Annotated in this window: 14 protein-coding genes and 4 tRNA genes; 9 read left to right on the top strand and 9 right to left on the bottom strand. The window is 42.2% G+C overall.

Annotated elements, in window-relative coordinates:
* The 7 genes from AB4128_RS09725 to AB4128_RS09695 all read left to right on the top strand — a co-directional run.
* The coding region (locus AB4128_RS09725) for an Ig-like domain-containing protein (RefSeq protein ID WP_372037545.1) at positions 1-5232 on the top strand (5232 nt) is incomplete at its 5' end.
* Positions 5233-5321: 89 nt separating this feature from the next.
* On the top strand, positions 5322-7499 hold the full coding sequence (locus tag AB4128_RS09720; RefSeq protein WP_119969350.1) for a type I secretion system permease/ATPase: 2178 nt from the start codon (positions 5322-5324) through the stop codon (positions 7497-7499).
* Complete coding sequence (locus AB4128_RS09715) at positions 7496-8878, top strand: HlyD family type I secretion periplasmic adaptor subunit (protein ID WP_055026137.1); 1383 nt, start codon at positions 7496-7498, stop codon at positions 8876-8878. Before AB4128_RS09720 ends, AB4128_RS09715 begins: the two co-directional genes overlap by 4 nt.
* 25 nt (positions 8879-8903) lie before the next feature.
* Complete coding sequence (locus tag AB4128_RS09710; RefSeq protein WP_080916999.1) at positions 8904-10325, top strand: TolC family outer membrane protein; 1422 nt, start codon at positions 8904-8906, stop codon at positions 10323-10325.
* The gene (locus AB4128_RS09705; protein WP_055026139.1) at positions 10325-10921 is read left to right on the top strand and encodes an OmpA family protein; all 597 of its coding nucleotides are present in this window, start codon (positions 10325-10327) and stop codon (positions 10919-10921) included. Before AB4128_RS09710 ends, AB4128_RS09705 begins: the two co-directional genes overlap by 1 nt.
* A 135-nt stretch (positions 10922-11056) precedes the next feature.
* On the top strand, positions 11057-11656 hold the full coding sequence (locus AB4128_RS09700) for a transglutaminase-like cysteine peptidase (protein WP_372037550.1): 600 nt from the start codon (positions 11057-11059) through the stop codon (positions 11654-11656).
* An 8-nt stretch (positions 11657-11664) separates the two neighbouring features.
* Complete coding sequence (locus tag AB4128_RS09695) at positions 11665-13587, top strand: EAL domain-containing protein (protein WP_055026141.1); 1923 nt, start codon at positions 11665-11667, stop codon at positions 13585-13587.
* 124 nt (positions 13588-13711) lie between these two features.
* Here the strand turns inward: AB4128_RS09695 and AB4128_RS09690 are convergent.
* The 4 genes from AB4128_RS09690 to AB4128_RS09675 all read right to left on the bottom strand — a co-directional run bounded on the left by AB4128_RS09690 (position 13712) and on the right by AB4128_RS09675 (position 14248).
* Positions 13712-13788 (bottom strand) — tRNA-Pro (locus tag AB4128_RS09690).
* A 162-nt stretch (positions 13789-13950) separates the two neighbouring features.
* A tRNA-Pro gene (locus AB4128_RS09685) sits at positions 13951-14027 on the bottom strand.
* 30 nt (positions 14028-14057) lie between these two features.
* A tRNA-His gene (locus AB4128_RS09680) sits at positions 14058-14133 on the bottom strand.
* Between the two features lie 38 nt (positions 14134-14171).
* Positions 14172-14248 (bottom strand) — tRNA-Arg (locus AB4128_RS09675).
* A 261-nt stretch (positions 14249-14509) separates the two neighbouring features.
* Between AB4128_RS09675 and AB4128_RS09670 the strand changes: the two genes are divergently transcribed.
* The gene (locus AB4128_RS09670) at positions 14510-17143 is read left to right on the top strand and encodes a diguanylate cyclase domain-containing protein (protein ID WP_372037544.1); all 2634 of its coding nucleotides are present in this window, start codon (positions 14510-14512) and stop codon (positions 17141-17143) included.
* A 27-nt stretch (positions 17144-17170) separates the two neighbouring features.
* Here AB4128_RS09670 and rep read toward each other — a convergent pair whose 3' ends face one another.
* Positions 17171-19183, bottom strand: coding sequence for a DNA helicase Rep (gene rep / locus AB4128_RS09665; RefSeq protein ID WP_055026165.1), 2013 nt, complete (start codon positions 19181-19183; stop codon positions 17171-17173).
* A 229-nt stretch (positions 19184-19412) separates the two neighbouring features.
* Here rep and ubiK point away from each other — a divergent pair, with 229 nt between their 5' ends.
* Positions 19413-19667 carry a ubiquinone biosynthesis accessory factor UbiK gene (gene ubiK, locus AB4128_RS09660; RefSeq protein ID WP_055026143.1) on the top strand — a complete coding sequence of 85 codons (255 nt, stop codon included), beginning with the start codon at positions 19413-19415 and terminating at the stop codon, positions 19665-19667.
* Between the two features lie 81 nt (positions 19668-19748).
* On the opposite strand, the gene AB4128_RS09655 is transcribed toward ubiK, so the two are convergent.
* The 4 genes from AB4128_RS09655 to AB4128_RS09640 form a co-directional block, all read right to left on the bottom strand.
* On the bottom strand, positions 19749-20903 hold the full coding sequence (locus AB4128_RS09655) for an alanine--glyoxylate aminotransferase family protein (RefSeq protein ID WP_080917002.1): 1155 nt from the start codon (positions 20901-20903) through the stop codon (positions 19749-19751).
* Positions 20904-21135: 232 nt separating this feature from the next.
* Entirely contained in the window at positions 21136-22671 is a 1536-nt protein-coding gene (gene ilvA / locus AB4128_RS09650) for a threonine ammonia-lyase, biosynthetic (RefSeq protein ID WP_225442117.1), read from the bottom strand.
* 42 nt (positions 22672-22713) lie between these two features.
* On the bottom strand, positions 22714-24573 hold the full coding sequence (ilvD, locus tag AB4128_RS09645) for a dihydroxy-acid dehydratase (RefSeq protein WP_055026146.1): 1860 nt from the start codon (positions 24571-24573) through the stop codon (positions 22714-22716).
* A gap of 124 nt (positions 24574-24697) precedes the next feature.
* A complete protein-coding gene (locus AB4128_RS09640) occupies positions 24698-25633 on the bottom strand; it encodes a branched-chain amino acid transaminase (protein ID WP_055026147.1) in 936 nt (311 codons plus the stop codon).
* Positions 25634-25637: the final 4 nt, after the last annotated feature.

Genomic DNA, 25637 nt, shown 5'->3' with positions numbered 1-25637 from the left:
GACACTGAAAACCTTGATGTCACTGACGGCTCTATCACTGTCGCCTTAACGGTTAATGATGGAACTGAAACAGCAAATATTTCTGGTAACACTGTCGATGTAGCCCCTGGAAGCACTGTAACGCTGACTCTCACAGATATCACAGGCGCAGTGCAAGTAGTGACAGGTGTAACCGTTGATAATGACGGTAACTATTCAATTTCAGGTGTCGATATCTCTGGTTTAGTAGATGGTGATATCACCGTCGATGCTTCTGCTGAAGATCGTAATGGCAATACTGTTAGTGCAGATGATACTGACGAATTAGATTCAACCGCACCAACATTAGACATCACTGTCGCAGACGCCACTCTTGAGTTTGGTGTTTCAACCCTGGTTACATTTACATTTAGTGAGGCAGTCACTAACTTTAACTTAGTTGATGATGTCGTTGTTTCGGGTGGTACACTTACTAATCTCGTTACAAATGATGGCGGTGAAACTTGGACAGCTACATTCACTCCAACTGATGGCTACAGCGGCCCAGCTAGTATCACAGTGAATGACGATACCTACACAGATTTATCAGGTAACTTAGGTTCCGGTGATAGTGAAAACCTCACCATTGCAGATAACACAGTTGATGCCGTTGATGATGCTGTTGGCACCATATTCACAACGTCAGCAGATTCAGACAATAACTGGGTAAGCCCAGTAAATGCAGATGGAGAAGCTGACTTTACTATCAGCGCAAGAAATGCTGATGGCAGCGTTGGCGCAATCTCAGTCAATGCCGATAATAACCACATAGGCGTAGCTGGCTCGCCACGATCTGCAGGTCAAATTTCAGGACAAATTGAATATGACTCTGAGACAGGCACATCTGAAGCCATAATCATTGATTTCAATGGTCTTGTTAATCAAGCAGAATTTAGCGTTTCACGTATGTTCGCTGATGAAAATAGTGGTGAACAAGGCACATGGTACGCTTACTATAATGGCCAATTAGTGGCTTCTGAAACCTTCACAACCTCAACCGGTACAACAGGTAGTTTTACCATCAATACCGGTAACCTGGTATTTGACCAATTAGTCTTTGAGGCAGCGCCAACAATTAGCGAAGCCAACGGCGGCGCAGCACTCGCAGACTCATCTGATTACTACTTAGATTCTGTTACTGTTACAGGCCCTGCATTAGTCGATGCGTACGTTGTGCAAGAAGGTTCAACCTTGGTCATTAGCGATGTTTCTGAAGGGTTATTTGCTAATGATAGTGATGCGCAAAACCATGACTTTGACATCAGTCATGTCAACGGTAACGCATACGTCTACGGGCAAGAGATTACGCTTACTAGCGGTGCTAAACTCATTATAAATGCTGACGGGACATACACCTATGATGTTAATGGTGCATTCGACAGTCTAACTGCAGGTGAATTAGATACTGATACATTTACATATACGCTAACTGATGAATATGGCGCTGTCGACACCGCCACAGTTACCATCAACATTGTTGGTGTTAACTTAGTGCCAGAAACAGTTGCAGATCAATTAGCAGTACTTGAAGGTGAATCGCTATTATTTACTGCAGCAGATCTACTCATCAATGACACAGATCCTGAAGGTGATAGCTTGTCAGTAACTCGATTTGCTCCTGGCAACTCTGACGTCGATAGTATTGATGTGACAAAAGCAGGACAAAGCTTCACTACCACACTGGGTGGCACCATCACAATTAATAGCGATGGAAGCTATACCTATGAAGCACCACAAAACCTCGACCATACAAGTAGCGATACACTGGTTGATAGTTTCTATTACCAAGCTACCGATGGAACTGGTGCCTCTTCTTGGACCCAAGTATCAATTGATGTAAATGATACAGCTCCTGTAGCTGAAGATGATACAGACCATGTTGGCTTTGGTGGTTTAGCATTTGGTGATGTCATCACGGCAGCAGGAACCGATGGCTCCGGTATTGATAACCTTGGCGCTGATAGTGCACAGATAACAAGTGTGACGTTTGGTGACGTGACTTATAGCGGTTTTGATGCTGATGGAAACCTGACTATCACCACAGATAAAGGTGTACTCACCATCAACCAAGATGGTAGTTATCAATACCAGTCAACCCAAACTGATACGATTATTGATAGCTTATCATTCAATGACTTGGTCAATAATAATGGGGTTTCATTATATGGCTTTGGTAGTGGGGCATCGTTTAACTTTAATAGCTTAGGAGTGCCTGGTAATAATGTCGGAGATAATGGCTCTAGAATTGGAGTCGGCAACTCTACCATTAGCAATGGTGAACAACTTGTCATTGACCTTGGCTCTGAAGCTCCTTTCAATGCGTTAGACATTAGCTTAACCAATGTCGGTAACTCTGAAAGCGTCATTTGGACCGTTTATGATGCAGATGGCAATCTAGTAGAGACAGGTACAACGAATAGTAATAGCCTTAATATCTCTACCAGCTCGCCGTTCCAATATCTGGTACTTTCAGCAAATTCAGGTACAACATATGGCCTTAATGCAATCACAGCTTCTTCCATTGGTGATGGTGTGATTTCTAGTGAGGAGTTTACTTACCAGCTCACAGATATTGATGGTGATTCAAGTACAGCGATATTAACTGTAAACCAAGATTCGACCCCACTTGCTGAAAATAATGCCGCTATTGTATCCGAAGCAGGTTTGGCAGGCGGTACTGAAGAAGGAACCAATTCGCACATTGCAACCGGAAACTTACTTGATAATGACTCTGGTGTTAGTAGTAGCACTGTTATAACAAGTATTGAAGGTGTCGTACCTGTAAATGGCATTATCTCAATAACGACAGCTGATGGTGTATTAACCGTTTACACCGATGATAGCAACGGCTTTAGAGCAGGTGACTATCAGTATGAATTAACGTCTACAAATACAACCAGTAACGATGTTTTAGAGAACTTCAATTACGTCATCGAAAACGGTGTAGGTGACACGAGCAGTGCCACTTTAACGGTATCAATTACTGATGATAAGCCGATGGTGAATGATATTGAGCAGAACTTGCAAGCAAGTGCTGCACCTATCACAACAAACTTGACCTTAGTATTAGATGTGTCAGGCAGTATGGACAACAGTGCAGGTAATGGTAAAACTTACCTAGAAACAGCAATTGAATCATTAACAGCACTTATCAATGAGGTCGACTCAACGGGTAATGTGAATGTTCAAATTGTTGCTTACTCAGATTCTGTTAGTAATTCTAGCTGGCTAATTGATGATATCGATAGCGCCATTAATTACTTAAATGCATTACAAGCTGGCGGTGGTACATATTACGATAGCGCCTTGAATGAAGTGATGTCGAATGTTGTCTTACCACCAGCAGACCAAAGCTTTGTTTACTTTATCTCTGACGGTGTGCCTTCAAGTGGACACAATATTGATGGAACTTTACAGAGTAACTGGGAAAGCTACCTTGATACTTATTATGATATTTCATTCGGTATCGGTATTGGCAATGCAGATTTAGATGAAATTTACCCAATTTCTTACCCTCAAACGACTGAAATAACAGAAGAAGAGCATGCGATCAAAGTTAACGATGCTGACGATTTAACGAATACAATTCTTGATTATTTCGAGTCCAATGCCGTTAGCGGCAGTTTAGGTATTCTCGGTACTAGCTCTACGGGGGTATTAGTTGGTGCCGATGGCGGTTATGTTGACCAAATCGTTGTCGATAACACGACGTACTCGATTAATATGGCAGATCCGATCCAAGTTATCACCACTGCGCTTGGCGCGACATTCACCATTGATTTCTCAACTGGTGAATATAGTTACTTTATTGATTCGACAGAAAACATTCTTAATGAGCAAGAAAATATCGAAGTCACAATTATCGATAATGATGGTGACTCGGATACATTGAACCTAGCTATCAATATCGATTACTACGCTTCACTCGATGCCAATGTAAATAATGTCATTACTAACCAAGCTCAGGGCAGTAATATCACGATTGCTACTGAGTATTTAACCCATGGAGATGCAACACCAAGCGATGCTCAGGTGACAAGTGTCAACGGAACCAATGCTTCATTAGCAAACGACGCTGTCACTGTTACTGCCGCAAATGATGAAGATTCTTTTGAATATACTTTAACGGGCAATGGTGCCAGTGACACAGCTGAAGTGTCCATTGATTATCAAAATTCCAATGTCCTCACAGGTACAGCAGAAAACGATATTATCATTGCGACGTCGACTGCTGTTAATTCGGCATCGTCTTTGATTAAAGCGACAGTGAAATCTGGAAATACCTATAACGCTTCCAACCAGTTCGGTTTTGAGGCTGCATTGCTCGCAGCAGGAATATCTATCACCCAAATAGAAATTAATCTCAGAGGTGGAGGAGATACCAATGCGATAGTAGACGTCAGTCAGTCTAATTTAGTAAAAGGAACTGACTCCGTTGGCATTAATGACAGTGATTCAAATATCTTTGCCAATATGACGCAAGATAGCGGCACACTGACCGCAGTATTTACGGCAGGAGACTTCACGAACGGAGATGAGTTCTGGTTTGCGTTTGATACAGATAATTTAGGTAGTGACACTGGCGCAAGTTTAGTTGGCGCGACATTCACGATTACCTTAAGTGACGGAACCACCCAAACTGGTACGTATATTTCCGATGGGAACTCAGGAGCAACAGGCAGCTTGTACTTTGCTGACGCGATTCTTGAGGGCGGAGCCGGTGATGATGTACTCATTGGCGGTGAAGGTAACGATATGCTTATCGGTGGTTTAGGTGATGATTTACTTATCGGTGGCTTAGGTGATGATGTCTTAAGTGGCGGTGAAGGAAGTAACACCTTCGCATGGAATGCCAATGACACCGGCAGTGACACAATCACTGACTTCGACACCAGTAAAGATAGCTTAGATTTACGCGATTTATTGGTGAATGAAGATCTATCTAACTTAGAAGACATGCTGAGCTTCAGTTACGACGGTAACAATACCACTATTGATGTCGACGTTAATCTAGATGGCACTGCTGATCAAAAAATCGTGCTAAACGGTGTTGATTTAACTGACATCTACGGTAGTTCAGCTAATGGCGAAATCATTAACGGACTGCTAGATGACGGCGCTTTAATCGTCGATACATCAGATAACGCATCCGCACAAAATGCTGCAGCAATCGATCCATTGGAAAATAACCTGGATGGTAATATTATTCCTTAAATACAACAATTTGTTGACGCTACGTAGTAATATGTTAGCGTCTGCACATTGTGCTTAACAAAACTATAATTACAAAGGATAAGTAATAAGTGCCAGCAACTGCGTCTGACCAACAAGAACAGTGGACGATTTCGGCTTCACAGCGAACAACTGTCGATCCCCTGCTTGATTGTCTTGTGTTAATGACTGAACATTTTGGTTCGCCTTGCTCAAGTGATTCACTTGCGGCAGGCTTACCATTGACTAGTGCTGTCATTACTCCAGAGTTACTGCCACAAGCCGCTTCTCGTGGCGGTTTATCTGCAAAATTGACCCGTAAAGATTTAAATCAAATCTCGGATATTTTGCTACCTTGTATTTTATTATTGAAAGATAAAAAAGCCTGTATTTTACGAAAAATTGATATTGATGCGGATCAAGTCACTATTCAATTGCCAGAAACAGGCGGACAAGAAACCCTCACAGTAGAAGAACTCGAAACCCTTTATGTGGGTTATTTATTTCTTGTGAAGCAGGAGTTTCGTGGAGATAACAGCTTTGATGTTCATATCCATGACAATAGCACTCACTGGTTAATTCAAAGTATTAAAGACTCTGCTCCCATTTATCGAGACGCATTAATCGCTTCAGTATTAGTCAACCTGTTTGCACTGGTATCCCCTCTATTTATCATGAATGTCTATGATAAAGTGGTACCCAACCTAGCATTTGAGTCTTTATGGGTATTAGCGATTGGGGCAGGAATCGCCTATTTGTTTGATTTAATTCTACGTCAGCTTCGTAGTTACTTGATTGATATAGCTGGTAAAAAAGTCGACATTATTGTGTCTTCAAAGTTATTTGCCAAAGCCATTGGGATCCCACTATCAAAACGCTCTCCCAGTGTCGGCGGCATGGCTCGACAGCTCAGTGAGTTCGATAGTATTCGTGAAATTTTAACCTCAGCAACCATTACCACATTGGTTGATTTACCTTTTGCACTCTTGTTCGTGACCATTATATATATTGTGGCGGGAGACCTAGCCGTCATTCCAGTAATAGGCGGTATTATCATTATTGGTTTTACGCTCTTTATTCAGCCCAAACTCAAAGCTGCTATTGAAGAAAGTAACCGTTTCTCAAGCCTCAAACATGGTCATTTAATTGAAAGCCTTACAGCTCTTGAATCGATTAAAGCCAATGGTGCTGAAGGGCTTGTTCAAAAAAGCTGGCAGCAGATGATAGGCCATACAGCTAACTGGCAATTAAAATCAAAAAAACTAACAAACTCAGTCAGTAATGTTGCTAATTTTGTTGTACAGCTCACCGTAGTTTGCGTCGTTATATTAGGGGTTTACCGTGTCGCTGATAATGCAATTTCAATGGGGGGCATCATTGCAGCGGTGATGCTTTCAAGCAGAGCGATTTCACCCATGGCACAGTTAGCAGGCCTGATTACGCGAGGCAATCAAACAGCCAGCTCATTGCGACAACTTGATGAAGTAATGAATCAAGAAGAAGAATTTGAAAACAAAGGCCATCTCGTTAGCAAACAGCGCTTACAAGGTAAAATTGACGCGGATAATGTCGCATTTACTTTCCCAGAAGCTGAAAAACCGGTTTTACACCCACTTTCTGTGCACATTAAGCCAGGTGAGAGAATTGCCATCATTGGCCGCAATGGTTCAGGTAAAAGTACCTTAGCAAAACTGCTGGTTGGTCTGTATAAACCAACACAGGGTAGCCTTCGATATGACGGATTAGATTCAGGTCAAATTCACCCAAGTGACTTACGCAGTAACTTTGGCTACTTACCGCAAGATGTCACCTTATTTCATGGTTCAATTAAAGACAATATCTTGTTTGGGACCCGTCAAGTCACCGAACATCAACTGATCCGAGCGGTGCAGCTATCTGGGGTCAGTATGTTTACCAACCTTGAGTCAGAAGGCTTAGATCAACAAGTTGGTGAAGGCGGCTTATCGCTCAGTCGTGGCCAACGACAAACTGTGGCTCTTGCTCGAGCGACACTCAATGACCCGCCAGTATTATTAATGGACGAACCTACTGCTAGCCTAGATGCACGAGCAGAAAAACAATTTATTCGTTCAATGGAACATGTCAGTAAAGACCGCACACTATTACTGATTACCCATAAAATGCATTTATTGCGTTTAGTGGATCGCATTATTGTCTTAGACAAAGGCCATGTAATAGCTGATGGGCCAAAAGACAGCATTTTAGAAAAACTCAATAATGGATTACTTGCAGGAGGTCGTGCTTCATGAGTAATAAATTATCGAATCACGACTTAGAGATGGTTGATGATGTCTATGGCGCCATGATGACAGACTCCCCTCGTGGCCATAGTCTTATCATATGGTCACTGGCAGCCATGACCTTATGTTTCTTTATTTGGTCTTATTTTTCTGAGTTAGATCAAGTGACATCTGGAATGGGAAAAGTGATCCCCTCCTCTCAAATTCAACTTATTGATAGTCTCGATGGCGGTGTACTGCAAGAGATATATGTTCAAGAAGGAATGATCGTCACTAAAGGGCAACCGCTAGTTAAAATTGATGATATTCGTTTTCGTTCAGACTTTGCCCAACAAGAACAAGAAGTGTATAGCTTACAAACCAATGTTATACGTATGCGCACTGAACTTGATAGCATCGTTATTTCTGATATGTCGTCTAACTGGCGAGAACAAGTCAAAATCACCAAACAACCTTTAGTATTCTCTGATGAAATTATTGAACAAGAACCTGACTTAGTTAAAAACCAGCAAGCAGAATACTCAGGCCGTCTTGACAACCTTACCAATCAACTGGAAATTTTGGTGCGTCAAATACAACAGCGCCAACAAGAAACAGAAGAGCTGACGTCTAAAATCTCTACGCTAACTAAAAGTTACCAGCTTATTTCTCGTGAGCTTGAATTAACGAAACCATTAGCCCAAAAAGGGATTGTACCCGAAGTTGAGTTACTTAAACTCGAACGCACGGTCAACGACATCCAAGGTGAATTAAAAACAATGCGCTTATTGCGCCCTAAGCTAAAGGCATCGATGGATGAGGCAATTTTAAAACGACGTGAAGCTGTATTCGTTTATGCTGCTGATTTACGTGCCAGTTTAAACGAGATGCAAACTAAGCTTTCTCGTATGAACCAAGCCCAAATTGGTGCTTTTGACAAAATTAATAAAGCTGTGATTACTTCGCCGGTAAACGGAACCATTAAAACATTACATATCAATACTCTAGGTGGCGTAGTTCAACCAGGAGAAGAGATTATTGAAATCGTACCTTCAGAAGATCAGCTATTAATCGAAACTAAAATTACACCACAAGATATTGCATTTTTGCACCCAGGCTTACCCGCTGTCGTCAAAGTCACTGCTTATGATTTTACCCGTTACGGCGGCCTTAAAGGCACTGTTGAACATATCAGTGCAGACACCAGTCAAGATGAAGAAGGCAATAGCTTCTATACTATACGTGTCAGAACTGAAGAATCGAATTTAACAAAAAGCGATGGCACAAAGATGCCAATTATTCCCGGCATGCTCACATCAGTGGACGTCATTACCGGGCAAAGAACTATCCTTGAGTACATTTTGAACCCGATATTACGGGCAAAAGAAACAGCACTTAGAGAGAATTAGCCAAAAAACCGGGAGGGTTTTTTACATGAAAATTAACATTAACCAATGCAGTAAATTGAGTATCTTCGCATTGGCAATGTCAGCAATTTTTGCAACGCCTTTGCTTAACGCACAATCGTTAGAGCAGGCTGTTGCACACACTCTGGATACCAATCCTGAGCTTCGTATTGCGTTTAACCGTTTTAAAGCACGCGAAGAACAAGTTAACCAAGCCATTGCTGGGTATATGCCAACTGTAGATTTAACAGGGGCCTATGGATGGGAACAAACTGACAGTCCTTCAACTCGTGGGAAAAGACAGCCAGGAAATGACAATCTGGATGAAGGCGTCATGGAACTTGAACGAGGTGAAGCAGGATTTAGTATCAAACAAATGCTGTTTGATGGTTTTTATACAAGTAGTGAAGTTGACCGTTTTTCTTTCGAAGCGAGTTCTGAGCAATGGGCGTTATTCGCCGCTGCAGAAGATATCGCACTCGAAGTTAGTAAAGTGTACATGAATTACATTAAAGCTGAGCAACTGTTGGTGCTTTCAGAGAAAAACTTAAATAGTCATAAAGAAATTTATGAGCAAATTAAGGAACGTACTGATTCAGGTTTAGGCTCGATTGCGGATTTATCGCAAATATCTGGTCGACTGGCTCGTGCAAATGCCAATCTGATGTCAGCTAAAAACAACCTTTCTGATGCAAGAGCCCAATATATTCGCATCGTTGAAGTTGCACCTGAAAACCTAGTTGTTCCTGTGCCTGATATAGACTTACTCCCTGCTAACATCGCAGAGAGTGTCATCATGGCCCAAGACAACCACCCAATATTAAAATCGGCAAGTAGTGATATCAAAGCCGCCGATAGTGAGCGCAGTTCAGCACAATCTAATTACTATCCAAAATTCTCATTAGAATTAAACGGTAACTGGAATAATAACCTTGATGGTGAAGATGGTTATGGCACAGGAACCACACTTGACCCTTATGTGAATGGTTACAGTAATGATCTGGTTGGTATGGTTCGAGTGAAGTACAACTTATTCTCTGGCGGTAAAGATCTCGCACGAGAAAAGGAAGCCGCTTACAAAATTAACGAAGCGAAAGAAATCCGCCAACGTGCTCATCGTCAAGTCGTTGAAGGTGTGCACCTTTCATGGAATGCTTATGAAATGTTAGCGCCGCAAAAGCGATATATTCGTGATCATGTTATTGCCTCAAAAGATACTCAAGTTGCTTATGCTCAGCAATTTAACCTAGGGCAACGTAGCTTGTTAGATTTACTTGATACTGAAAACGAACTGTATCAAGCCCGTCAGGACTATCTACAAACAGAATATGATGAAACGATTGCAAAATATCGCTTATTGAATGCAACTGGACAGTTACTAGATTCATTACGTGTTACTCGACCAGATATTTGGCAAGGCGAACGTGACTACGAAGGAGGAGTAAAATAATGAAATACCTCATTTTACTACTCAGCATGACACTAACGGTGGGCTGTTCAATGCGTGATATCGTCACCGCAGACAGCCCAACTGAGCAGCAATTCGATTTAAACGATAACGATAAAGATGGCGTTATTGTGGCACGTGAGCGCTGTTTAGATACCGTCATTGGCGCAGGCATAGATAATTATGGCTGCCCAACAATTAGCGAAATCAACGAACGCCAAGAGTTAGAGATTTTATTTGAAAATGACTCAGATCATATCAACACACGCTTTTACCAACAAATAGAAGAAGTGGCTGACTTGATGAAGTTATACCCTAATACGGTTGTGACTATAGAGGGACATTGCAGTAAAACTGGAACATATGAGCACAATTTAACGCTTTCACAAGCGCGTGCTGATAATGTTGTGAATGTCTTAGTTGATACCTTCAATATCGATAGATCACGTTTAACGGCAATTGGCTACAGCTATGATCAGCCAATTGATTTAAGTGGTACGCCTGAAGCAAATGAAGCAAACAGACGTGTTATTGCTGAAGTTACAGGCGATGATCAAAGAACAGATATGAAGTGGCACATATACACGGTTGATCAATAAGCTTTTAATGTAAGGAACTGATTTTTGCCAAAGCAGGGTTATTCGCAATTACAAAGTGTTACGCGAGCTTGCCGTTACCCATTATTGGCATCTATTTTCATTGTGTCGGGGCTTTACGCAGCAGCTCCGGCAACAATGGATGCACAGAAAACGATCAGTGCCTTATCAGATCAATACGGTGAACGCGCCGGAAAGCGTGCTAAAGCTTGGTTTAAAATCGTCAATGACGCGCAAAACCTTGACGATATAGCCAAGCTTGAAAAAGTGAATAGCTTTTTTAATTTATTTAAATTTGTCGATGATAGTAAAGTCTGGGGGGAGTCGAATTATTGGGCCTCCCCTATGGAGTTTATCGGCGTCAATGCTGGCGACTGTGAAGACTTTTCCATCGCCAAATATTTTACGCTCCTTCAGGTCGGTATTGCTGAAGATAAGTTACGCATTACTATGGTTAAAGCAACATCTGTAAACCAATACCATATGGTCTTAGCTTATTATGAAACCCCTGGGGCAATCCCATTGGTGCTAGATAATTTAGACCCAGTGATTAAGCCTGCTACCAAAAGAAATGATTTGCTGCCTGTTTACAGCTTCAATGGTAAGCAACTATGGCTTAATAAAGAGAAAGGACGAGGTGTGCTTGCGGGCTCTTCCTCGCGTCTTGAAAAATGGAATGATTTAAAATTAAGGTTGGGCATAGACCGGTTACGGCAGCCCAAACAAAAAATGGAGTAGTGGCCAAGATGACCCTTTTTCGTCAAATCTATGCGTTACTGTTTGGTTTATTTTTATTGGTTATAACCAGTCTAGGTTATGTTCAATTTACAGAAACCCAAAGCTTTCTCGTTAAGCAAATGGATTCAGATCTCAACAATGCCAGTCACTCGCTTGGTATTATGCTGGTGCCTGCTTTAGAAAGTGGCGATGACGTTGCGGCTGAAACTTTAGTGAATGTCATTTTTGAAGGCGGTTATTATCAGCAAATCAAATTGACTTGGCTGGTTGACGGTAAACAACAAGTTTGGAATAACGCCATTCGTATCGAAGGCGTGCCTCAATGGTTTATCGACTTAGATTTGTTTACGACCATCACTAAAGAAAGTGTTATCACTTCTGGCTGGTTACAACTCGCTAAAATTGAAATTACCGCCCATCCAGGCTTTGGTTACCATGAGCTTTGGCGCATTATTTCTAATACAATTATCATTTTTTCAATTCTATTTTTACTTGCCATCGTTTGCGCACGTTTTGGCTTAAGCTACATTCTCAAGCCATTACACGCACTATCAGAACATGCTAAAAAAGTCGCAAACCGTCAGTTTGGCCCTGATATGCCAGCGCCAAAAACGAAAGAACTACAAGAGTTAGTCGGCGCATTTAATAGTATGTCTGCACAGCTAAAACAAGTCTTTAGCTCATTAGATGAAGAAGTATCAGCCCTACGTAAAAAGAATTTAGTCGACCAAGTTTCTGGCTTACCGAATCGACAATACATGGTCAGTCGAATAAATGGCTGGTTAGGTGAGCCGAGTAGTGGCGCCATATTTTTAGCTAAGTTTGATTGGCTAGAAGAAGTACACAGTAAGTATGGCTATCAAGTTCGTGATGAAACCATCAAGTTATTATCACAAAAACTTGAGCATCATTTAAACGAGGTATCCCCATCCGTCATTGCCCGAATTGCTGCATATGAATTCGCTTTTCTAGTCACGGATGTAGAACACGATCAACTCACTAAGTACTTACAGACCTTACTAAGAACCTTGAATAAAGAAATCTCTAAAGCAGGCTGTAAGCCTAATGAAGGTTTCGCAATTGGTGTGGCTGAACGTACAGGGCACATGACGGTCAGTGATATTTTGGCTCAGGCTGATAATGCGCTGCAAAAATCATTAAAAGACAACAAAGTATTCCATTGGTTTGAGACCAATGAGCATCAACTATTTAGCCGCGAGCAATGGCGAGATAACCTCACTGATGCCATAAAAAACAAAAAATTCCAATTTAGATGGCAGCCCGTTTTACTAACTGAAAACGAAGAAGTCTGTCAACGTGAGGTATATTGTCAGTTGATGGTTAACGATAAACTTCAACATGCCGGTCAATTTATGCCTTATGTGGAGTTACTGTCTTTAGGTACCTTAATGGATCAATGCCTCATTGAAACCGTGATTGATAACCGCCTGCTTGAGCGAAACTATGAGCCGTTAGCGATTAACCTCACATTCCAGAGTATCAGTGACCCGCATTTCCATTCATGGCTACAAGGTTTACTGCGTAATACCGCATTCCCTGAAAGGATCTGCTTTGAAATCCCTGAGGCCAGTGTGTATAGCGACTTAGATAATTGCGAAAATCTGTGTAACATTATCAGAGATAATGGCGCCAAGTTTGGTATTGACCATTTTGGTCGCCAGTTTGGCTCAATGAGCTACTTACAAAGCCTACGTCCAAGCTATGTAAAACTCGATCAATCTTTTGCCTACATGGAAGATGACCAACATAATACTGAGCTATGTCGCGCCTTAGCAAATGTCGCCAAAGGCTTAGATATCCAAGTTATCGTGACAGGTATACAACAGCAAGAGCAGCTCGAGCGATTTACTTCAATGCGCTTAGATGCATATCAAGGGTTTATTGCTCCGCCTATCGCAATTACCTTTTAAGCTGTTTACAGCTATTAAAGCCACTCACTGAGTGGCTTTTTTATGGTTTTAGCCCACATGAGATTTAAGCTGACTGAATATCAGACACAAAAAAGCCACTCAAAGAGTGGCTTTTTTGTTTATTTGGTCGGTGATAGAGGATTCGAACCTCTGACCCTCTGCTCCCAAAGCAGATGCGCTACCGGGCTGCGCTAATCACCGGAAATCGTATTGATATATTGAGTCTAACAAGGCAAGCCTTAGCTCCACTCTAATAGAGTGAGTGATACGTAATCAATAAACGCTAATCACTAAGTTGTAAATTAATACGGTAGGCCAATTTGAAAGGATCAAAAATAAATCACTAATTGGAATACAAAAATTTGGTCGGTGATAGAGGATTCGAACCTCTGACCCTCTGCTCCCAAAGCAGATGCGCTACCGGGCTGCGCTAATCACCGAGATATTCTATAAATAGAATGTAGATTGAATGGGGTGACTGATGGGGCTCGAACCCACGACAACCGGAATCACAATCCGGGGCTCTACCAACTGAGCTACAATCACCACTGATTTCAATCTTGCTAACAAACGACCTTACCGAATGGTGCGCCCAGAAGGATTCGAACCTTCGGCCTTACCCTCCGGAGGGGTACGCTCTATCCAGCTGAGCTATGGGCGCTCGTCTTGGTTAGCGACGCACATAATAGGGATAAATCACCTTCACGTCCACCTTTGTTTAAAACTTTTTTGTTCGTTTGCTCAAGTTTTGAGTAAATTGTGAGGTTTTTAAGCAATTTTCAAAATAAACGTCTAATACTTAGCTGCTAAAAAGAGATATTTTCATATTTCAGCCTAAAGGACTAACTAATAGTTCCCTTTGTTGCTCAAGCTTCATATACTCAAGTGTGGGTAGTTAGCATAAAAGGATTGAAGGAGTCATATGGAAAAGGGAGCCTTCCCTAATCACTCTAATAATATCGAACATCTACAAAGAAGGGTGTCGAGGCTTAGACGTTTAGCGACAAAATATAAGCGCGCAGAAATCATTCAAAATGCGCTATTAGAAATTTCCAATATTGCTACCCAAGCGATCTCACTTGACGCTTTCTATAAAGGTGTCCACAGTCATCTGCAAAGCTTGATCCATGCCGATAACTTTTTCATTGCCTCTTTTGATAATCAAACTGGCACCATATCCTTACCTTTTTTTGCTGATGAGAAAGATCCCCACCCATCAGAGCTATATCCAGATGAAGAAATATCATCATTATTAGAGCGTGGCATTACAGGTTATGTGCTAAAAACCGGTGAACCACTTTTTTGTAATGAGCGACGTTTTAATGAATTGGTCGAAGAAGGAAAAATTGATGGCTTAGGTTCGCCTTGCCTTCAATGGCTCGGCGTTCCCATCAAACACAATAACCATGTCTCAGGAGTATTGGTCGTTCAAAGCTACAGCGACGATATTATCTATGGTGAGCTCGAACTCGAATTAATGGGCTTTATTTGCCACCATATTTCAGGTGTTATGGAGCGACTGCGTCACAATGAAGAGCTTGAAATAGCAATTATTGAACGCACTAAAGAACTCAGCGAAGCGTATGACAAAGTAAAACTTGAAGTCACTGAGCGTGTTAAAGCAGAGAAACTGCAAAAGTCATTATTTCAAATCGCTGATTTATCCGCATCTGATGTGACTCAAGCCGAATTTTACCCACAAATCCATCAAGTCATCAGCCAGTTACTGCCTGCTGACAACTGTTTTATTGCATTAGTGCACAAGCCATCACAAACCTTATCTTTTCCTTTTTATGTCTCGCAGATGAACGCCGAAGCGCCTAAACCAAGGGCGTTAAAGGATGGCTTAACAGAGTATATTTTAAAGCACCAGCAACCACTATTGTTAAATCAGCAAGACATTAAAAGGATGATTACTGCGGGTGAGATTTATGGCAGTAATCCCGATTTAAACCACACTCAAACAATGAAGCAATGGATTGGTATTCCGTTATTCATTCACGGGGAAATTGCCGGCGGATTAACGATTTACAGTTTGACCGACAAAAACTCCTTTGCCACTAAAGATTTAGAGCTACTCACCTTTGTCTCGCAGCATATTGCCAATGCAATTGAGCGTAAACTTGCCGCTGAGCAGTTAAAGCGAAGCTATGAGCAACTTGAGGATAAGGTCGAAAAACGCACCAAAGCGATTGCTGAGATCAATGACAACTTACAACGTCAAATCATGCAGCGTAAAAAAATCGAAGCTCAATTGGTTTACGATGCTAAACATGACAATTTAACCGGTTTACCTAACCGTAGCTTTTTCATGGAGCGGTTATCACAAGCCATTAAGCATGTTCGACGTCATCAAAACGAGCAGTTTTCTCTGTTATTTATTGATTTAGATGGCTTCAAGCAAATCAATGACACCTTAGGTCACCTTGAAGGTGATCGCTTTTTGATTGAAACATCAACTCGGCTAAAAATGTGTATTCGAGACAATGACACTTTAGCTCGCTTGGGCGGTGATGAATTTGTCATTTTACTCGACTCCATCCACCAGCACCGAGATGCCGAAGATGTATGTGAGCGCATCTTGCAAGCTATTGCAGAACCATACACATTAGCTCAACAGCAAGTGATTTCTGGTGCCAGTATTGGCGTGGCTTACAGTTCTGTTAACACTTCAGATAACAGTGAGTCAGTATTGCGTAATGCCGATACCGCAATGTATCAAGCAAAGTCAAAAGGCAAAGGCTGTTATGTTGTTTTTGACCAGAAAACCGAATACAGCTTCAATCAACGGATCGCGCTGGAGCAAGACTTTTTACACGCCCTAGAGCGCAATGAAATCATAGTAGAGCTAACGCCCATCGTCACTTTCGATCAAAGCCATATTTTAGCCTATGAGCCAGTTAGCTACTGGCACCATCCTAGCGAAGGGAAGATTGATAACCATCAGTTAAAAGCGCTTGCCGAGCAAACGCAAAGCATGATGATGTTAGACGATTATATTTTTAAATATATTGATCAACACTACCAAGCTTTAGCAAATGGATTAGGTGACAACATTCACTTTCATATTCCACTATCAAGTCAGCACATTAAACATAAATACGGCCTTCGCAGCTTAAAGAACACCATTAAGCGCAGTCGTATCTGTGCCACAAAGCTATGGGTATTCTTTCACGAGAAGTCATTTGTGCAAGACAGCACTAACCATATCGGTGCCTTTGAGTCTTTAACCGAAATGGGTGTCAATATTGGGATAAATGGTTATGGAACAGGTTATAGTTCACTGAGTAGCTTAAGCTTTTTACCGATTAAAGCGTTAAAACTCGATGCCGATGTTAGCCAACACTTACTCAATGAAAAACAACTGCAACTGGCTAAAGCCTATCAGCTTATCGCTCAAACATTGGGGTTTGATATGTATGCAGAAGGTATAAATACTTCAGAGCAGAAGCAAAGTTTATCAAAATTGGGCTATAGCCAAGGGCAAGGTAACGTTTTTTCTATCGTTAATATTGTACTAACAGATCATAATGACGTTAAAGAAGCCGTAAGCTAACCTCGCACTCAACCTTGGCATTACCGTTTACTTTTTAAACATATCTCTTAGGTTAGCAATATTCGCTTTAGCAGATTGCACCTTCTCTTGTTCAGTTTGTTTAGGCTTGCGGTTTTCCCAAATCAAATCGTCTTGAGGTAACTCCATTAAGAAGCGACTCGGCTCACAACGCATAGTCTCACCAAACTGACGGCGTTCACGGCACATAGTAAACCACAACTCTTTTTGCGCACGTGTAATACCTACATAGGCGAGACGACGTTCTTCATCGACATTATCTTCATCAATACTCGATTGATGAGGCAAAATTCGTTCTTCAGTACCTACCATAAAGACATAGGGATATTCCAACCCCTTTGAAGCATGTAACGTCATCAACTGAACTTGGTCACCGCCTTCATCTTCTTGGTTTCGTTCCATCATGTCACGCAGCGTAAGACGTGTTACCACCTCAGGTAGCGTCATCGGTTCATCAAGCTCATCACCTTCCAGCATTTCCGTCACCCAACGATAAAGCTCAGAAATATTCTTCATCCGCATTTCTGCAGCTTTGGCGCTGGTACTGGTTTCGTACAAGTAATCTTCGTAATTAATTTTACGAATTAACTGCTTGATCGCATCTACCGGCTCACCACGAGTTGCTATCTCTCCAGTATCGACAATAAATTTTCCGAATTGATACAAAGATGACATCGCCGCTGGCGCTAAATGGTGATTAAGCTCAGCTTGAAAAATCGCTTCAAACATCGAAATATGTTTTTGGTTCGCATAGTTGCCTAAGCGCTCTAAGGTAGCTGGGCCGATTCCACGCTTAGGTAAGTTCACTACACGTAAAAACGCATTATCATCATCTGGATTAACGACCAGACGCAAATATGCCATGATATCTTTAATTTCAGCCCGAGCGAAAAATGATGTGCCACCAGACAATTTATAAGGGATACGGTTGGTCATCAATGCCCGTTCGAGTAAACGAGACTGGTGATTTCCTCGATATAATATGGCGTAATCACCAAATTTAGTTTTGCCGACAAACTTATGACGAACAATTTCAGCAACGACTCGCTCAGCTTCTTGCTCTTCATTCGCGGCAAACAACACACGCAGTGGCTCACCATAAGCAAGTTCACTGAACAGCGTTTTATCGTACACATGGGGGTTGTTAGCAATGAGAATGTTGGCTGCTCTTAAAATCCGCTGACTTGAGCGGTAATTCTGCTCCAACTTAATCAGTTTAAGTTTAGGGAAATCTTTACCCAGTAAGACTAAGTTCTGCGGTTTTGCTCCCCGCCATGAATAGATGGATTGATCATCATCCCCTACCACGGTAAAACGAGCACGTTCACCCACTAACAGCTTCACTAGCTCATATTGACTGGTATTTGTGTCTTGGTATTCATCGACTAGCAAGTATTGAATACGGGTTTGCCAGCGTGTTCTGACTTCTTCGTTATGACGCAATAAAAGCGTTGGCAATAAAATCAAATCATCAAAATCAAGCGCATTATAGGCCTTCATATGTTGGGCATAACGTTGATAAAGCTTGGCAAACAATTGTGTTTGCTCATCTCCACCTCGTTTAATTGCCACATCAGGCACGACTAAGTCGCCTTTCCAGTTTGAAATCGCACCGGCTAGCGCTTTAATTAAATCTTTGTCTTCTTCAAGTTCATCTTCAGTCAGCTCTTTTAACAGCGCAAAGGTATCTTGATCATCAAATAATGAAAAGCCAGCCTTTAAACCAACCACTTTATGTTCACGCTTAATGATCTCAAGCCCTAATGTATGGAACGTCGAGATCCATAATCCTCTGGCTTCTTTGCGTCCCATGGACTGAGCCACACGCTCTTTCATCTCTCGTGCCGCTTTATTAGTAAAAGTCACCGCAGCAATATTGCGTGCTTTATAGCCGCACTTTTCAACTAAGTATGCAATTTTGTTAATAATTACCCGAGTTTTACCACTGCCTGCACCCGCTAATACTAAACAAGGTCCAGAAACATAGTGAACGGCATCATTTTGCCCAGGATTTAACTTCATGCTGACGACTTTACCAATAACCAAAATAAACGGAGTGCGATCATACCAGAAAGCCACGATCGACAATCAATAAATTTAAACGTCTACTGCGATCAAAAAGCCAATGACGATCGTATCACTCCACTAAGGTGAACCCACCCACAGGCTTAATCGATAACTTTGGACATGGCCGGTTGCTGAGGTACAATTACCCCATAGACTAGAAACCTAATTTAATATGGAATTGATGATGATTAATCCAAAAAAACTTGAAGAAGTGGCTAAGCAGTTAAGTGAAAACCTTCCTAGCGGCGTTAAGCAATTCGCTGGCGAATTTGAAGAGCGTTCTAAGCAGGTGCTTCAAAGCCAACTGATGAAGTTAGACGTGGTTTCTCGAGAAGAATTTGAAGTACAACAGCACGTGTTATTAAAAACTCGTGAAAAGCTCGAAGCACTGCAAGCACAAGTCGACGAATTAGAAAAAAAATTGTCTGCTGACGCTTAATACATAATGATCTAACAAAAATGGCATCCTTTGGGATGCCATTTTTTTAACCTTAATTTATCTCAACTGATTGTATTAAGATTAGTTAAGCACTTCATCTAGCGCGCGTAGACATAAGGCTACGTTTTCGCGTCGAGCCCCAAAACCCATCAAACCGATACGCCATGCTTTACCAGCTAATGCACCGAGTCCAGCACCAATCTCTAAATTATAAGTATTGAGTAACTGCTGACGCACTGCGGCATCATCCACCCCTTCAGGAATATAAACCGCATTTAATTGCGGTAAACGGCACGTTTCATCCACGACGAAAGTCAGCCCTAACTGCTCAAGTCCATCACGTAATATTTGATGCATATCCTGATGACGTTTCCACGCATTTTCCAAGCCTTCATTAGCCAGTAAACGCAGTGATTCATGTAATGCATATAAGGCATTCACTGGTGCAGTATGATGATAACTGCGTTTAGCGCCGGTATCTTTATTACCCCAATAACCCATCACTAAGGTTTGATCTAAAAACCAGCTTTGGACAGGGGTCTTGCGACTTTTAATCTTTTCTACTGCTTTGGCTGAAAATGACACTGGAGAAATACCTGGAACACATGAAAGACATTTCTGACTACCCGAATAAATCGCATCAATGCCCCATTCATCCACACGCAGCTCTACCCCACCTAGTGATGTCACAGCGTCAACAATGGAAATACAATCATGTTGTTGAGCCAAGGCACATAGGCTTTTGGCATCTGATAAAGCACCGGTTGAGGTTTCAGCATGAACAAAAGCTAAAAACTTAGCGTCAGGATTTGCGTTTAACGCAGCTTCTACTGCTGAAACAGATACTGGTTCGCCCCATTCATTATCAACAACAACCGCTGTAGCACCTACACGCTCAACATTTTGGCGCATGCGCTCACCGAACACACCATTACGGCAAACAATGACTTTCTCACCCGGCTCGACCAAATTAACAAAACACGTTTCCATTCCCGCACTCCCTGGTGCAGAAACAGCTAAAGTCATTTCATTATTGGTTTGAAAAGCATATTGAATTAAGGATTTCAGCTCATCCATCATTGCAACAAACAATGGATCTAAGTGGCCTATTGTTGGCCTAGCTTGGGCGGCTAACACTTCAGGATACACATCCGAAGGGCCTGGTCCCATAAGGGTACGGCGAGGTGGCATAAAGGCATTTATGCCAGATACAGAATTAGTGGGTACAGATAACATCAAAGTCTCCTTGGCTCGAGGTCAGTTGTAATAGCTCAATGAAACCTACATTTTTTATTTTACTTAACGCCACCGAATATGATTTCGTTTGTGGCTTTCTCGCCTCTTTGGGCAGAAATGACAATAACACAGACTATGTATTGAATCTGTATCCTATTGAAATTTATTAGCTTGAAATCGCCTTTTTATCTAAAAGGCTCCCTATGTAGGAAGCCTTTATTCACGGTTTAACTTAGTGACCAGAGTTCAAAAACAATTGATAAGCAGGGCTATCAGTTTCCTCTTGGTAAACAAAACCGAGCTCTGTTAAAAAACGAGCAAACGCCGCTTCGTCAGAAGATGGGACTTCAAACCCAGCTAGCACACGCCCAAATGCAGCGCCGTGGTTGCGATAATGGAATAAACTGATATTCCATTGGCTTTGTAAGGTGGTCAAAAACTTCAACAGTGCACCAGGGTGCTCAGGAAACTCAAAGCTAAATAGACGCTCATCTAATGGCTCTGGTGGTCTGCCACCAACCATATAACGCACATGCAGTTTGGCCGTTTCATCTTCTGATAAATCTTGCACCTGAAAGTCTTCTGACTCTAGGTTAGCAATAATCTCATCTAATTCAGCTTGACCTTGGCTTATACGAATGCCGGCAAATACCACCGCACTGTCACGACTGCTAAAGCGATAATTAAACTCGGTCATTGCACGTTTATTTAAAATTTGGCAAAAACGTAAAAAGCTCCCTGGTTTCTCAGGCACTTTAACCGCTAAAACAGCCTCTTTTTGCTCGCCTAATTCACAGCGTTCAGACACATAACGTAAGCTATGAAAGTTCACATTCGCACCACTTAAAATGGCGGCTACCCGCTCACCTTTACCAGCCTCTTTAGGGTGTTGTTGCAAGTATTTCTTTAATCCTGCAATAGACAATGCCCCAGCCGGTTCTGAAATTGCACGGGTATCTTCAAAAATATCTTTAACTGCGGCGCAGATTTCATCAGAGGTCACAGTAACCACATCATCAACATAATGTTTTGCGATTCTAAATGGCTCTTCACCGATACGTTTAACTGCAACCCCATCTGCAAATAGCCCAACTTGAGATAGAGACACTGGCTCGCCTGCATCTAACGCCGCTTTTAAGCAAGCGGCATCTTCTGGCTCAACACCAATAATCTTAACTTGTGGCATCACAGCTTTATAATAAGCAGCGATGCCAGCAATCAGTCCACCACCACCGACAGGAACAAACACGGTATCGATGTCACGTTGCTGTTGTAGCATTTCTTGTGCGACAGTGCCTTGACCTGCAATGACATGTTCATCATCAAATGGGGCAATGTAAGTGCGCATTTCACGCTCAGCAAGTTGCTTTGCATGTTCGTTTGCTTGATCAAACCCTTCACCAAACAACACCACATTGCCACCAAGGCGCTTTACCGCATCAATTTTAATATCAGGCGTGGTGCCAGGCATAACAATCACGGCATCAATACCACGGCTTGCTGCCGACATCGCCACACCTTGCGCATGATTACCAGCTGACGCACAAACTACTCCATTCTTACATTGCTCAGGAGTCAGTTGCGCCATACAGTTATACGCGCCACGTAGTTTAAAAGAGTGTACCGGCTGCATGTCTTCACGCTTTAAGTACACCTGACACCCCAATCTGGCTGACAGTTTATTTAAGCTCGATAACGGCGTTACTTTGGCCACATCATAAACTGATGATAACAGCGTTTTTTGCAAATATTCTTGTGCTAAAGACATAGGTCTCATTCCATCAGTTTTAGGTTAACGCTCATGTTTACACTAGCCTTCTAGCTTACTGCGATCTCTTACCGCACCTTTATCAGCACTGGTTGCCAATAATGCATAAGCTTTGAGTGCTAATGACACATAACGCTCACGAGCTAGTGGTTTCCAAGCTTGTAGCCCTTTGGCTTCCATCGCTGCTTTACGCTGCGCTAATACATCATCAGATACCGCAAGTTTGATCGAGCGTGAAGGAATATCAATTTCTATTTGGTCGCCATTCTCAACCAAGGCAATGGTGCCACCCGCAGCTGCTTCGGGAGAAATATGACCAATAGACAATCCTGACGTCCCACCAGAGAATCGGCCATCAGTAATCAATGCACAGGCTTTACCTAAACCTCGAGATTTAAGGTATGTGGTTGGATACAGCATTTCTTGCATGCCTGGGCCACCTTTAGGACCTTCATAGCGGATAACAACCACATCACCAGCAACCACTTCGCCACCTAAAATGCCGTCAACAGCATCATCTTGGCTTTCATAAATACGTGCAGTCCCGACAAAAGTCAGGTTTTCTTCATCCACACCGGCCGTTTTAACAATACAGCCATTCTCAGCAACGTTGCCTGACAACACCGCTAAACCGCCTTCTTGGCTAAAGGCATTTTCACGAGTACGAATACACCCTTCTTGACGGTCATCATCCACACTATCCCAATAACAGTCTTGGCTAAATGCAGTTTGTGTTGGAATGCCTGCTGGACCTGCACTATAAAAGCGGCGAATCGTTTCATCTTGAGTTTGGGCAATATCATACTTTGCTAGAACAGACTTTAAATCGCCGCCATTATCAGCAGCAACATGTGGCACATCCGTATGCAGTAAGCCAGCCCTATCTAGCTCACCTAGAATGCCCATGACACCACCCGCACGATGCACATCTTCCATATGATATTTAGGTGTAGAAGGCGCAACCTTACATAAATGAGGCACAAGGCGTGACATTCTATCGATGTCAGCCATCGTAAAGTCCACTTCACCTTCTTGAGCCGCTGCAATCAAATGTAAAACGGTATTAGATGAACCGCCCATCGCAATATCGAGTGCCATAGCATTTTCAAATGATTTAAAAGACGCAATATTACGAGGTAATACGCTGTCATCATCGTCACGGTAATAGCGTGTCGCAAGATCCATGATACGGCGCCCCGCTTCTAAAAATAAATTACGACGTGCCGCATGCGTTGCTAAAAGAGAACCATTACCTGGTAAAGATAAGCCGAGGGCTTCGGTTAAACAATTCATCGAGTTAGCAGTAAACATGCCTGAACATGAACCACATGTAGGACAAGCACTACGCTCAATTTGCTTACTGTCTTCATCACTGACATTGGTATCAGCACCTGCAACCATAGCATCAACTAAATCAAGCTTAATGATTTGATCTGAAAGCTTAGTTTTACCCGCTTCCATCGGGCCACCTGATACAAATATCACCGGGATATTCAATCTTAATGCCGCCATCAACATACCAGGAGTGATTTTGTCACAGTTAGAAATACACACTAAGGCATCGGCGCAATGGGCATTCACCATGTATTCAACGCTGTCGGCAATCAACTCTCGGGACGGCAAACTATACAACATGCCACCGTGACCCATTGCGATACCATCATCAACAGCAATAGTGTTAAATTCTTTAGCAATACCACCAGCCTCTTCAATCGCGCCAGCAACTAATTGCCCCATGTCTTTTAAATGCACATGACCTGGAACAAATTGGGTAAATGAATTAGAGATCGCAATAATCGGCTTACCGAAGTCTTTTTCTTTTACACCCGTCGCTCGCCAAAGTGCACGTGCGCCAGCCATGTTACGACCTTCGGTACTGGTTGCTGAACGTAGTTTAGGCATTGTCTTTTCCTTCCTGTGTCGCTTTACTGAGATGAAGCTATCAGTAAAACCTTAAAAATATTCATTATGAGTTATTGTTGTGTATATCAGTCTTATATTGACTGCTTAACGATGCTTAAATCGCTTAGTCTGATGCGACTAATGGCTCTAACCAGCCCCATTTATCTTCAGTTTCTCCGTTAAATAAACCAAAGAAAGACTGTTGAACTTGCTGGGTAACGGCACCACGCTTTCCTGAGCCAACTTCAATTCTATCTACACTTCTAACTGGAACAATTTCAGCCGCTGTTCCTGTCATGAAGATTTCATCTGCTACGTATAAAAACTCTCGTGCCATGGCTTCTTCAATAACCTCGTAGCCTAAGTCTCTTGCCAACACCATGATGGTGTCGCGGGTAATGCCTTTCAAAATAGCAGCGGTAGCCGGCGGGGTATAAATCTTATTATTTTTAACAACAAAAAGATTAGCCCCTGCACCTTCACTCACTAAGCCATTGGTATCGAGTGCGATACCTTCATCAAAGCCATTACGTTTAGCTTCTGTCGAAATTTGTAATGATGATAGGTAATTACCACCAGCTTTAGCGCCAGTCGGAATCGTATTTGGTGCTAAACGTTGCCATGAGGTAACCGCTACATCAACACCAGCATCCATACTATCAGCTCCTAGGTACGCTCCCCACTCAAATGCTGCTACCACTAATTCACATTGTGCATCGCTAGGCGGTGTTATCCCCATTCCGACATTTCCCATAAAGATAAGCGGACGAATGTAGGCACTTTGCAGATTATTCTTAAGGACTGAGTCACTGCACGCTTGCATGACTTGCTCAAAATCATATGGCACATTCATGCGATAAATTTTGGCTGAATCAAATAAACGCTGTACATGATCAGTTAACCGGAATCCTGCTGGGCCAAGGTGCGTATCGTAAATACGAATGCCTTCAAAGACAGACGTGCCGTAATGCATTGCGTGTGTCATCACGTGTACCGTAGCATTTTGCCAAGGCATGATTTCACCATTAAACCATATCAGTTCTGATTGAGTCGCAGCCATTTTC

Source organism: Shewanella sp. 10N.286.52.A9 (assembly GCF_041468985.1).
Lineage (GTDB): Bacteria > Pseudomonadota > Gammaproteobacteria > Enterobacterales > Shewanellaceae > Shewanella > Shewanella japonica.
Note: the sequence above shows the minus strand (reverse complement) of the source record. Positions and strands in the feature narration are given on the sequence as shown.